The organism is Paenibacillus sp. FSL K6-1558 (assembly GCF_038002565.1).
GTDB classification, from domain to species: domain Bacteria; phylum Bacillota; class Bacilli; order Paenibacillales; family Paenibacillaceae; genus Paenibacillus; species Paenibacillus polysaccharolyticus.
The window spans coordinates 1,784,216-1,796,094 of record NZ_JBBOCV010000001.1 but is presented as its reverse complement, the minus strand read 5'-3'; the positions used below and the strand labels follow the sequence as shown (position 1 = coordinate 1,796,094).

General features: G+C 45.6%; 11 protein-coding genes. All 11 read left to right on the top strand.

Annotated elements, in window-relative coordinates; translation table 11 throughout:
• Nucleotide 1: 1 nt before the first annotated feature.
• The 11 genes from MHI38_RS07745 (at nucleotide 2) to dnaG (ending at nucleotide 11,834) form a co-directional block, all read left to right on the top strand.
• Nucleotides 2-2,251 (top strand): HD family phosphohydrolase, encoded by a 2,250-nt coding sequence (locus tag MHI38_RS07745; protein WP_308722824.1) that lies wholly within the window; start codon nucleotides 2-4, stop codon nucleotides 2,249-2,251.
• Between the two features lie 33 nt (nucleotides 2,252-2,284).
• A complete protein-coding gene (gene ybeY / locus MHI38_RS07740) occupies nucleotides 2,285-2,782 on the top strand; it encodes an rRNA maturation RNase YbeY (protein ID WP_154957785.1) in 498 nt (165 codons plus the stop codon).
• Entirely contained in the window at nucleotides 2,782-3,159 is a 378-nt protein-coding gene (locus tag MHI38_RS07735; protein WP_308722823.1) for a diacylglycerol kinase family protein, read from the top strand. Before ybeY ends, MHI38_RS07735 begins: the two co-directional genes overlap by 1 nt.
• Before the next feature lie 337 nt (nucleotides 3,160-3,496).
• Nucleotides 3,497-3,910 carry a cytidine deaminase gene (locus MHI38_RS07730; protein ID WP_253492568.1) on the top strand — a complete coding sequence of 138 codons (414 nt, stop codon included), beginning with the start codon at nucleotides 3,497-3,499 and terminating at the stop codon, nucleotides 3,908-3,910.
• A gap of 32 nt (nucleotides 3,911-3,942) precedes the next feature.
• Nucleotides 3,943-4,842: a GTPase Era gene (gene era, locus MHI38_RS07725; protein WP_341181126.1), complete on the top strand. Its 900-nt coding sequence runs from the start codon at nucleotides 3,943-3,945 to the stop codon at nucleotides 4,840-4,842.
• A 128-nt stretch (nucleotides 4,843-4,970) separates the two neighbouring features.
• The gene (locus MHI38_RS07720) at nucleotides 4,971-5,111 is read left to right on the top strand and encodes a YqzL family protein (protein ID WP_090914728.1); all 141 of its coding nucleotides are present in this window, start codon (nucleotides 4,971-4,973) and stop codon (nucleotides 5,109-5,111) included.
• A gap of 33 nt (nucleotides 5,112-5,144) precedes the next feature.
• On the top strand, nucleotides 5,145-5,897 hold the full coding sequence (gene recO / locus MHI38_RS07715) for a DNA repair protein RecO (protein WP_154957782.1): 753 nt from the start codon (nucleotides 5,145-5,147) through the stop codon (nucleotides 5,895-5,897).
• A 418-nt stretch (nucleotides 5,898-6,315) separates the two neighbouring features.
• Nucleotides 6,316-7,203, top strand: a complete 888-nt coding sequence (gene glyQ / locus MHI38_RS07710; protein WP_090914724.1) for a glycine--tRNA ligase subunit alpha — start codon at nucleotides 6,316-6,318, stop codon at nucleotides 7,201-7,203.
• Complete coding sequence (gene glyS, locus MHI38_RS07705) at nucleotides 7,196-9,271, top strand: glycine--tRNA ligase subunit beta (protein ID WP_341181125.1); 2,076 nt, start codon at nucleotides 7,196-7,198, stop codon at nucleotides 9,269-9,271. Before glyQ ends, glyS begins: the two co-directional genes overlap by 8 nt.
• A gap of 227 nt (nucleotides 9,272-9,498) precedes the next feature.
• Nucleotides 9,499-9,966 (top strand): YaiI/YqxD family protein, encoded by a 468-nt coding sequence (locus MHI38_RS07700; RefSeq protein WP_373323246.1) that lies wholly within the window; start codon nucleotides 9,499-9,501, stop codon nucleotides 9,964-9,966.
• Nucleotides 9,967-10,013: 47 nt separating this feature from the next.
• A complete protein-coding gene (dnaG, locus tag MHI38_RS07695; RefSeq protein ID WP_090915624.1) occupies nucleotides 10,014-11,834 on the top strand; it encodes a DNA primase in 1,821 nt (606 codons plus the stop codon).
• Nucleotides 11,835-11,879: the final 45 nt, after the last annotated feature.

The following is an 11,879-nucleotide window of genomic DNA, read 5'->3' as shown; positions in this document are numbered from 1 at the left end:
AGTGACCTCGAAAGAAATGTCAAAAGGCAAATCTTTTCAAAATAGAGCGACAGGATGGAAGTATAGCGTGTGGGCGCGCTATCTTCTCTTTTTGTTTTTAGTGATCCTCTTTTACGTGAGTCTTTCTTCCAAACTGTTACCTGAGCGCTACGACATTCAGGAAGGCACTCGCAGTGAGGTAGACATTGTTGCGCCAATGCAGATTCCGAATAACAAGGCTACACTGAAAGCACAGGAAGAAGCGGCCGAACGTGTGCAGCCAATATATCAGATCGTGCAGATGCGTAACGAAAACCTGATGACAACGCTACTGGATCGCATTGACCGTTTGAATCAGGACGACCAGATCTCAAGCCAGGATAAGATTGATATCTATCGGGATGAGATCCCGCAACGTCAGAAAGACTTTGTGTCTAACTATATTAATAACAATCGGAAAACAGGTACATACTCCGACACTTTACTGGAAGAGATCCGAAACGTCGTACAGGAACAAAGTTACCGTATTCCTGAAGAAACGTATATCAAAATCTCACGTCTGACTTCAGATGATATTCAGGAAATGAAACCTGTTGCACGAGACATTGTGGCGAGATTGATGACAGATCAGGTTAGTGAGGCTACAACTGCACGGGCGAAAGTGGCGGAGATGGTCAGCGCAAGCTCGCTTAGCAAACGTACGCAGCGTGAAGTGGTACAAGAACTTACGCGGCTGGTGGTAACGGCTAACCGTTTTTATGATGAAGAGGGTACCAAGGAAGCGAAGGTCCAAGCTCGTGAGAATACACCGACGGTGTTTATCAAGCAAGGGGACGCGCTTGTATCTAAAGGGGAGATGATTACCCCGGAAATGTATGCGCTGCTTAATGAAAATGATTTGCTGAAAAACGAAGTCAACTACTGGCCGCAGCTTGGATTGCTTTTGTTCTCCTGTATGCTGTCGGCAGCGATTTTAATGTTTATTCAGCAAGGCAGTGGAACACATTTCAAATATAATAATGCCCAACTGCTTATGCTTGTTCTCATCTTTATTATTTCGATTGTTGTCATGCATGTGACAGCCTTAATTCAGACCAATGAACGACCATTTATTGGGTTTCTAGCACCGGTGGCTGTCGGAGCGATGCTGATCGCGCTATTACTGGATACATCCCTTGCATTTGTGTGCTCGATTCTTATCGGTATGCTGTCCAGCATTATTTTGAATACACACCAGGGTCAGCTTTTTGACTTTGAACTTGGCTTCTTTGCAGTTGTCGTTTCGTTTGTGGCGATTTTTGCAACGCACCGAGCGAGCCAGCGGTCAACCATCTTAAAAGGGGCTATCATGGTCTGTCTGTTCGGATCTCTGGCTGTCTTTACGTTGGCTTTAATTGACACAGGGGACTGGAACAGAACAACAACGCTGTACGGCATCGGATACGCATTTGCAGGCGGGGTACTGACAGCTATTCTGGTTATCGGGCTGATGCCGTTTTTTGAAACGTCGTTTGGCATTCTATCCGCACTTAAACTGGTTGAGCTTTCGAATCCGAATCATCCATTACTTCGCAAGCTGCTTACAGAGACACCGGGTACGTATCACCATAGCGTTATGGTTGGCAATCTATCCGAAGCGGCTGCCGAGGCTATAGGTGCAAATGGATTGCTCTGTCGCGTAGGGTCGTATTATCATGATATCGGGAAGACCAAGCGGCCTATCTATTTTATTGAGAACCAAAACAACATGGAGAATCCGCATGATTCGATTGATCCCAAACTAAGTAAGTCCATTATCGTAGCGCATGCGCGGGATGGCGTTGAGATGCAGAAGGACTATAAGCTACCGAAGCCGATACGGGATATTGCCGAACAACATCACGGTACTACATTCCTCCATTACTTCTACCACAAGGCGCTACGTCAGGCGGAAGAAGCGGGGATTGAACCGGATTTCACGGAAGAAGATTTTCGTTATCCGGGACCGAAGGCACAATCGAAGGAGTCTGCTATTGTAGGGATTGCCGACAGTGTTGAAGCGGCCGTTCGTTCGTTACGCAAGCCTACGGTGGAGCAGGTAGAGTCTATGATTGAAAAAATTATCAAAAGTCGCCTGGATGATCATCAGTTTAACGATTGTGACCTTACGATGCGTGAGCTGGATATCGTGGCCAAAACATTAAAGGAAACGGTCATGGGCATTTTCCACTCCAGAATCGAGTATCCGGAAGAGATCAAGAAACCTAAACCGACGGCACCTGAAGCCGGTTAATCAATATTACGAGCAGACAGGAGTTATGAAAGAATGAGTCTTAACCTAGCATGGAATAATGAACAACAGGATAAAGAAATTACAGAACCGATGATCGCGATGCTGGAGCAATTGTTGACTCTCGCAGGTGAAGCTGAAGGAATCACGGAAGGAGAAGTTGCGCTCACGTTTGTTGATGATGAGCAGATTCACGAACTGAACCGTGATTATCGTGGTATCGACCGTCCTACAGACGTATTGTCTTTTGCGATGAACGAATCGGTGGATGAAGAGCTCGACATTATTTACGAGCTTGATGAGGACGAGGAAATGGAAGAAATGCCAGATGTCCTTGGAGACATCATCATTTCTGTTCCGCGGACGATATTGCAGAGTGAGGAGTATGGACACTCTTTTGAGCGTGAGCTTGGATTCCTGTTTGTTCATGGCTTCTTGCACCTGCTTGGTTATGACCATCAAGATGAAGCAAGTGAGGCAGAGATGATGGGGAAACAGGAAGCTGTTCTTGCTCAAGCCGGGTTGACACGATAATGAAGAGGCGCTCCTGGGGTCTTGTATTTCTCAACGCTCTGGAAGGAATTGCTTACGGCTTGCGTACGCAGCGGAATGTTAGAGTTCACACAGGAGTAGCTATTTTGATGTGCGCAGCCGGATTTTTTTTCCACATCTCCAGAACGGACTGGATGTTTGTGTTGACAGCTGTATTTATGGTGCTGGTGACTGAATTGATGAACACAGCCGTAGAAGCCGCGGTTGATTTGGCCCAGCCTGATATTCATCCGCTCGCAAAAGCGGCAAAAGACACCGCGGCTGGAGCAGTTTTACTGGCTGCGGTGTTCGCTGTGATCATAGGATGTATTGTTTTTCTCAAACCAGCGCTTGCTTGGTTGAGAGTTTTGTTGGGATAACAACCATCAAAAGGTCATTCTGTCATCGGAGTGACTTAGTGTAATCAAAGGTTCCAATGTTCTAATTGCACACCACCAATAAAAGTGTGCCTCTGTTTTTAGTTGGTTTCCCAGAGATTACACGATAACGGAGAGGACAGAAAAAACCTGAAGAAGCGGAGCGTTCGCCTTTATCCTCGGATTTTCACTTTGGAAAAAGTGATCGAAGAAATCCGAGGATAACAGCGATCGGAAGGTTATTCTGTCATCGGAGTGCCCCAGTGTAATCCCCAAAGGTTCGAATCAACTTAACTCAAAGAGCACACCTTTATACACACCCTAAGGGAGAGAAAAATAAATGGACAATGGTTTGTTAATGCAGGAAGCAATAAAGGCACGTACAAAGGCGTACACGCCATATTCCCATTTTGGGGTAGGCGCAGCTTTGCTGGATAGCGACGGACATGTGCATCATGGTTGCAACATTGAAAATGCGGCATATACACCGGGTAATTGTGCTGAGCGCACCGCGATGTTCAGTGCTATTGCCGGAGGGCACAAGCCGCGCAGTTTCAAAGCGATGGCTATCGTTGGAGATACCGAAGGACCAATTGCTCCATGTGGCGTATGTCGTCAAGTGATGTATGAATTGTGTGAGCCGGATATGAAAGTCATTTTGGGTAATTTAAAAGGTGACTTGTTAGAAACAACAGTTGCTGAATTGCTACCATGGGCGTTTGGTCCCTCAGATCTGAACTCTGCCAAAAAATAAAATTCCAGGCCTAGGCGCCTGAGGAGGAACATATGAAAAAACAAGCATTTAAATCCGGATTCGTTGCAATTATTGGACGTCCTAACGTGGGTAAGTCTACTTTAATGAATCAGGTGATTGGCCAGAAAATTGCAATTATGTCTGACAAGCCGCAAACCACGCGTAACAAAATTCATGGGGTTTACACATCCGAAGAACAACAAATCGTATTCCTGGACACGCCGGGTATTCACAAACGTCAATCCAAGCTCGGGGATTACATGAATGAAACAGCTTTGAACACACTTGGTGAGGTTGAAGCTGCCTTATTCCTGATTGATGCATCTGAAGGTATGGGGGGCGGAGATCGATACATTGCGGAACAACTGAAAAATGTGCGGACACCTGTCATTTTGGTCATGAATAAAATTGACAAAATTGCACCGGAGGCGTTGCTGCCACTGATTGAGGAATATCGCAAACTGCATGATTTTGCAGAAATTGTGCCTGTCTCAGCTATGCTTGGTAGCAATGTGAGCACGCTACTGGAGCAAATCGGTAAGTATTTGCCGGAAGGGCCTCAGTACTACCCTGAAGACCAAGTGACGGATCATCCTGAGCAGTTTGTCTGTGCAGAGCTTATTCGTGAGAAAATTTTGCAAATGACACGTGAAGAAGTGCCTCACTCCATTGCCGTGACGATAGAAGATATGAAAGTTCAGGATAATGGTGTCGTTTATATATCCGCAGTTATCTTTGTAGAACGTGATTCCCAAAAAGGGATCATTATCGGCAAGCAAGGGGCGTTGCTTAAAGAAGTAGGTAAGCGTGCTCGTCAAGATATCCAAAATCTGCTGGGCTCCAGAATTTTTATGGATCTGTGGGTTAAAGTGAAAAAAGACTGGAGAAATCAAGACCGCGTTTTGCGTGACCTTGGTTTCGGCCGAGAGTAGTTGTTACTACGAAATGTGATCTCGGGGCAAAATGTTTATCCATTAATTGCAACACATAGTTTTCCTTGCAGGACTCCATCCTATCGGGTATAACCAGACGTCATTTCCGAAGAGAGGATGAATTTCCGATGCGGGATTTTTCATGGAAGGTATTTTCAATGACAGGGGATGTAGAATCCTATTTGTTATATACCGAGACGTGTAACTCGTCAGGACAGGAGTCAGATACTGCAAGGGAAGTGAGTGAAGATGAAGAAGCGAAAGAATAAAGAGCTGATTCAGGAATGGTTAGGTGACGAGGCATGTTATACAGAGTGGAAGGCATTGTCATCCGCAGCATGGACTATGGTGAGGGAAATAAGATTGTAACGCTTTGCACTGAAAGCGGTGGAAAAGCAGGTGTACTCGTTCGGGGTGCCAAAAAGCCCAAAAGTCGGCATGCTGCACTAGTGCAGCCCTTTACTTATGGTCAATACGTTTATTTTCGCAATACTGGTCTCGGTACACTGAATGCTGGAGAAATTATCGAATCCAATCATGAGCTCAGAGAAGATTTGGTGAAGGCTGCTTATGCTTCTTATGGATGTGAACTGCTCGATCGAGTGCTTCAGGATGAAGAAACGGGAGCGTTTTGGTTCAAGCAACTAAAAGCCTGTTTACAGGCTTTGAAAGAAGATAAAGATCCGTTGGTCATTATAAGTCTGTATGAGATGAAAATATTACAGGCAGCTGGTTACGGACCACAGCTGGATGAGTGTATCTCGTGCAACCAAGAGCGGCCGGATGAGCAGTTATTTATCAGCCCCAGACTTGGCGGTGTCTTATGCAGGGCATGTAAACATTTTGATCCGCCAGCGATGTCCGTTAGTCCAAAGACCTTAAAGTTGCTTCGGTTGTTTGTACAGCTGGATCTACAGCGGTTGGGAAATATATCGGTAAGTGACTCTACCCGTAATGAAATTAAAAAAATAATGCGTGCCTTCATGGATCACCAGCTAGGTTTGCATCTCAAGTCCCGTTCTTTCCTGGATCAAATGGAAAAGTACGGGATTTGAACTGTGGTCACACATGAAAATAGTTATTGACTTCATCTTTAAATTTATATATTATGAAATATAAATTATCTTTTTGGAGACATGCATTGAACGAGAAAGTAGGAAACTCGATTTAGAATATGATTGATACACGTATGAGCGTGAGATAATTTGCTTGTGCATCAATGATAAGCGAGTCAGGGACGGTGAGAGCCTGATTGAATCGGTTTGTGAACAGGGCACTCGGGAGCATGAATGGACACGGAAAAGTGGGCCGGGATCAGACAAGGATTTGTTTGACTCAGGCCAAGTAGGGTGGAACCGCGGGAATAGCTCTCGTCCCTACGTCTGTACATCAGGCGTAGTGGGCGAGGGCTATTTATTATTGCCTGCACACCTCCTATGCTTGCTAACAAACTACCCGAAAAGGAGCATGATTATGAATTTTCAGCAGATGATCTTGACGCTGCAACAATTCTGGGCCGAGCATAACTGTATTATCGTTCAGCCATATGATACGGAAAAAGGGGCAGGCACGATGAACCCGATGACCTTTTTACGTTCACTTGGACCAGAGCCTTGGAAAGTGGCTTATGTTGAGCCTTCCCGCCGTCCATCCGATGGACGTTATGGCGAGAACCCTAACCGGTTGTATCAGCATCACCAGTTCCAGGTCATTATCAAGCCTTCTCCGGATAATATCCAGGAAATCTACTTGGAAAGTTTGAATCGTCTGGGAATTGATCCGCTCAAGCATGATATCCGGTTTGTTGAAGACAACTGGGAGAACCCTTCGCTTGGTTGTGCAGGTCTTGGTTGGGAAGTGTGGCTTGACGGGATGGAGATTACGCAATTTACGTATTTCCAGCAGGTCGGTGGAATCGAAACGAATCCAGTAGCAGTGGAGATCACGTATGGTATGGAGCGTCTTGCTTCTTACATACAGGAAAAAGAAAATGTATTTGATCTTGAATGGGTCGAAGGTATTGCCTATGGCGACGTATTCCGTCAACCTGAATATGAGCATTCCAAGTATACATTTGAAATCTCTGACGTAAAAATGCTATTTACCCTTTTTAATATGTATGAAGAAGAAGCGAACAAAGCGATGGCACAGCACTTGGTATTCCCGGCATATGACTATGTGTTGAAGTGTTCCCATACGTTCAACTTGCTCGATGCGCGCGGGGCGATCAGTGTTACAGAACGCACAGGTTACATTACCCGTGTCCGCAACCTTGCTCGTCAAGTGGCAGCAACATATGTGGAAGAGCGTGAGAAGCTGGGCTTCCCGCTGATCAAGAAAGGGGGAGCCGAGAATGTCTAAGGATCTGTTGTTTGAGATTGGCCTGGAAGAAGTGCCTGCTCGTTTTATGCGCGCAGCTATCGCACAACTTCAGGAACGCATTGTGAAATGGCTTGATTCATCCCGTATTGCCTATGGTGAAGTGCAGGCTTACGCGACACCACGCCGTCTAGCCATTCTGATTCAGAACGTAGCCGACAAACAGGAAGATGTGGAAGAAGAGGTAAAAGGGCCTTCCCGCAAAATAGCGCTGGATGACAGCGGTAACTGGAGCAAAGCAGCACTCGGATTTGCACGCAGTCAAGGTGTTGAGCCTGATCAATTTACCTTCAAAGAACTGAACGGTGTTGAATACATTTATGCAACGAAAAGTAGCAAAGGTGTAGAGACAGCATCCGTTATTGGCGAAGGTTTGTTATCCGTATTACACGCAATGACTTTCCCGAAATTTATGCGCTGGGCGTCCTACGATTTCAAATTTGTTCGTCCTATTCGCTGGATTGTTGCATTGTTTGGCACGGAAGTGATTGATCTTGAAGTAACGGGTGTAAAAGCGGGTAACGTAACGCGTGGGCATCGTTTCCTGGGCAATGAAGCTGTGGTATCTGAGCCTTCGGTGTACGTAGATGTGCTTCGTGCTCAGCATGTCATTGCAGATATTTCTGAACGTGAGCAGATGATTGTATCCCAGATTGAGGCGCTGGCTGCCGAGAAAGACTGGAATATTGCAATCAAAGAAGATTTGCTTGAAGAGGTACTATTCCTTGTCGAAACACCAACCGTACTGTTTGGTACATTTGATTCCTCGTTCTTGAACATTCCGCAGGAAGTTTTGATTACTTCAATGCGTGAGCACCAACGTTACTTCCCTGTGTTCAATCAGGAAGGTCAGCTGTTGCCTTACTTTGTTACGGTTCGTAACGGGGGCGCTGATTCCCTTGATGTTATCGCCAAAGGAAACGAGAAGGTGCTGCGTGCCCGTCTGTCAGATGCAAAATTCTTTTACGAGGAAGACCAGAAGCTGGAGATTAAGGACGCATTGTCCAAACTTGAAAGCATCGTATTCCAAGAAGAACTTGGCACAGTGGGAGATAAGGTTCGCCGCATTCGCAAAATTGCTGACAGCCTGGCTACGAAATTGCAAGTATCTGGTGATGTGGCTGAATCGGTTAGCCGGTCCGCAGATATCTGCAAGTTCGATCTGGTTACGCTGATGGTTGGCGAATTCCCTGAGTTGCAAGGTGTGATGGGTGAGGATTACGCTCATAAAGCTGGTGAAAAAGAAGAAGTTGCTAAGGCTGTATTCGAGCATTATCAACCTCGTTTTGCTGGTGATCAATCTCCTGCATCTCTTGTGGGTGCGATTGTTAGTGCGGCAGATAAAATGGATACAATTGTAGGATGTTTTTCTATTAATATTATTCCTACAGGTTCTCAGGATCCGTACGCACTTCGACGCCAGGCAGCAGGTATTGTACAAATTTTGCTGGATCATCAACTTCCGCTGACCTTGTCTGATGTCTTCGGCGCAGCACTTGAAGTTCACGCTCAGATGAATCTGTTGAAACGTGCAGATGCAGAGGTGCGTAAAGATTTACAGGACTTCTTCGCATTGCGTGTGAAAAAATTGCTGTCGGAAACGGTTCGTTATGACGTTGTTGATGCAGTGATTGCTTCCGGATTCGATGATATTAGTGCAATCGTTCCAAAAGGTGAAGCGTTGATGAAAGCTGTGCTGGCAGCGGAAGAATTCAAAACAACACTGGAATCGTTCAACCGTGTAGGAAACTTGGCTAGCAAAGCATCGAACGCTTCGGTACATCCTGAACTGTTTGTAGAAGATGGAGAGCGTCAGCTATTTGATGCCTGGAATCAAACAAACGAAGCCTATCGCGATGCATTGTCCAAACATAACGCTTCAGAAGCTTTGGCTATCGCTTCAGCATGGAAGAAAGCCATCACGGTGTTCTTTGATTCTGTTATGGTCATGGCCGAAGATGAAGCGGTACGTGCGAATCGACTGGCTCTTCTTGCTGCCATAGATCAAGATTTGAAAGGGTTTGCTGATTTCTCCAAACTGGTTGGATAAGTACTGCAGTTCAATGATTATCTTTGTACAATTCAGCAAAACATAAATACAGTATTAAAGAACGAAATATGAGGGTATAAATATACGGAACGGGTTGCTCAATGATTTGGACAACCGCTCCGTATTTTTAGCCTCTGTTTTTTCTCCATTAGACTCAGAAGGATTTTCAATGACTGAGGTCGTATATTACAATATGCAGATATTTTATGAAACCGGGTGGTATAGGTTTGAGTGAATTGAATATACGTCACATCGTAGTTGATGGAGATGCTTGCCCGGTCAAGACGGAGATCGCTAACACTGCACGTCTCTTTCAGGTTCCTGTATTACTTGTTTCTTCCTTTGATCATTTGTTGCAAGGAGGGGAAGGTGTACGAACCGTGCAAGTGGATCGTAGTGATCAGAGCGCAGATCTGTACATCGCGAATCATATTAAGCCATATGATGTGGTTATTACGCAGGATTATGGACTCGCGGCGCTGGCTCTTGGCAAACGTTGTTATGTTTTATCTTTTAGAGGCCGAGAATTTAACGATCGAGATATTGATTTTATGCTCGATTCCCGCCATACTGCGGCCAAAGCTAGGCGCAGAGGGCATTATGGGAAAGGCCCAAAACCCTTTACAGAGCAGGATCGAGAAATTTTTCAACATAAACTGACAAAACTTTTGAAAGATTTGCAGGAGAATGTGTAAGTTTATCGAATTATATTTACGTGTTAGAAGAGATGAAGGTGGCCGAGATGAGTACCGGACAAGGCGGAATACCCGAAAGTATTATTGAATCGGTATTGCAACAGCATGATATCGTCGATACGGTAAGCCGATTTGTGCATCTGACCAAGCAGGGGAAATATATGAAAGGCCTCTGCCCTTTTCATTCCGAGAAGACGCCTTCGTTCACCGTTACACCTGAGAAACAGATTTTCTATTGCTACGGTTGCGGCACGGGCGGAAATGCCATCAAATTTAGGATGGAAATCGAAGGGTTATCCTTTCCCGAGGCTGTCAAAACGATGGCAGAAGAAAGTCATATCTCCATGGGTGACTGGCAGGGTCGTGAATCTGCTCATGTAAATCCGGAGACGGCGCGTCTGCTGGAAGCTTATGAGCTTACCTCGAAGCTGTATCATTTTCTGTTGAAAAATACAGAGCATGGCAAAGTGGCAATGGAATATTTACGCTCGCGAGGTATTGGTGACAAATTGATTGATCAGTTCCAGATTGGTTATGCGCCAAATCGTTGGGACACGCTCGTACAATTTCTGGAGAAGCGCACTTATCCACTCGATGAGATGGAACGAGGCGGACTTCTGTCAGAACGAAGTGAAGGTCACGGATATGTGGACAAGTTCAGAGATCGAATCATGTTTCCGATCCATGGTAGAAGTGGCAAGCCGATTGCATTTGCAGGGCGGATCTTGGGGGATGGACAGCCGAAATATTTGAACTCGCCAGAAACCAGGTTGTTCAACAAAGGCCGTGTTCTCTACAATCTGCACCAAGCTAAAAATGCAATACGGAAACAGAGACAGGTCATTTTGTTTGAAGGCTACGGTGATGTGATCTCCGCGTGGGATCAGGACGTTCAGAATGGTGTCGCAGCCATGGGAACGGCGCTTACGGAGAATCAGGCTTTAATGATCAAGGGCATGTGTGATGAGGTTATCCTCTGTTATGACGGCGACCGAGCCGGACAGGCTGCCGCAATGAAAAACTTCCCCATTTTGGAGGAGGCTGGATTGCAGGTTAAGGTGGCACTCATTCCTGAGGGACTTGATCCAGATGATTTTATTCGCAAGCACGGCGGTGAACGATTCCGTAACCAGATTGTTGATGGCGCCGTAACAACAACAAAATTTAAGCTTATAAACCTCAAGAAAAACCATATACTGCTAGAAGGCGGCGGACAAATCGCTTATTCCAAAGAAGCAGTGAAATTGATTGCTCCCTTGTCCTCACCAACAGAGCGTGAAGTGTATCTTCGTGAACTTGCTGCTGAAGTCGATGTTTCTTTCGAAACATTGAAGCAAGAATGTAACGAGGAACGGGAAGCGATGAAAAATAACGAGGATTATGGGGATAATAACCCGAAAAGGTGGAATAATGGTAGGCAACAAAATAGGCAGGTGCCTACACCCAATCTGTTGCCGGCATACCATGCTGCTGAGCGCAAACTGATTGCCTGGATGTTACAGGATGATGAAGCGGCTCAGTATGTAAATGAACATCTTGGCGAAGCTTTTAACTTGGATGATCATGCAGCAATTGCTGCTTATCTATATGCCTATTATGCACAGGGCAAACCGCCGGATACAAGTCGTTTTATGTCTTCGTTGCATGATGATCGTCTGGAAAAGACGGTCAGCTCAATCTCGATGATGGATGGCCCGGGTGAATGGAGCGTCCAAGTGCTCGATGATTGCATCAGGGAAGTGTTGAAGTATCCGCGCAAAAAACAGTACGATTTAAAAAAGGAAGAAATGATTGCTGCAGAGCGGGCAGGTGATTCTGTACGCGCGGCACAAATTGCACTTGAGATGATTGCCCTAGAGAGACAGTGAACGTCTGGATGACTTGGATGTTTCTAGGGAGGAGGGAGTCGAGTT

Excerpts from the sequence above, each read along its gene's own strand:
- ybeY (WP_154957785.1), top strand. The coding sequence starts at position 2,285 with ATGAGTCTTAACCTAGCATGGAATAATGAACAACAGGATAAAGAAATT.
- MHI38_RS07735 (WP_308722823.1), top strand. The coding sequence starts at position 2,782 with ATGAAGAGGCGCTCCTGGGGTCTTGTATTTCTCAACGCTCTGGAAGGA.
- MHI38_RS07730 (WP_253492568.1), top strand. The coding sequence starts at position 3,497 with ATGGACAATGGTTTGTTAATGCAGGAAGCAATAAAGGCACGTACAAAG.
- era (WP_341181126.1), top strand. The coding sequence starts at position 3,943 with ATGAAAAAACAAGCATTTAAATCCGGATTCGTTGCAATTATTGGACGT.
- MHI38_RS07720 (WP_090914728.1), top strand. The coding sequence starts at position 4,971 with ATGCGGGATTTTTCATGGAAGGTATTTTCAATGACAGGGGATGTAGAA.
- recO (WP_154957782.1), top strand. The coding sequence starts at position 5,145 with ATGTTATACAGAGTGGAAGGCATTGTCATCCGCAGCATGGACTATGGT.
- glyQ (WP_090914724.1), top strand. The coding sequence starts at position 6,316 with ATGAATTTTCAGCAGATGATCTTGACGCTGCAACAATTCTGGGCCGAG.
- glyS (WP_341181125.1), top strand. The coding sequence starts at position 7,196 with ATGTCTAAGGATCTGTTGTTTGAGATTGGCCTGGAAGAAGTGCCTGCT.
- dnaG (WP_090915624.1), top strand. The coding sequence starts at position 10,014 with ATGAGTACCGGACAAGGCGGAATACCCGAAAGTATTATTGAATCGGTA.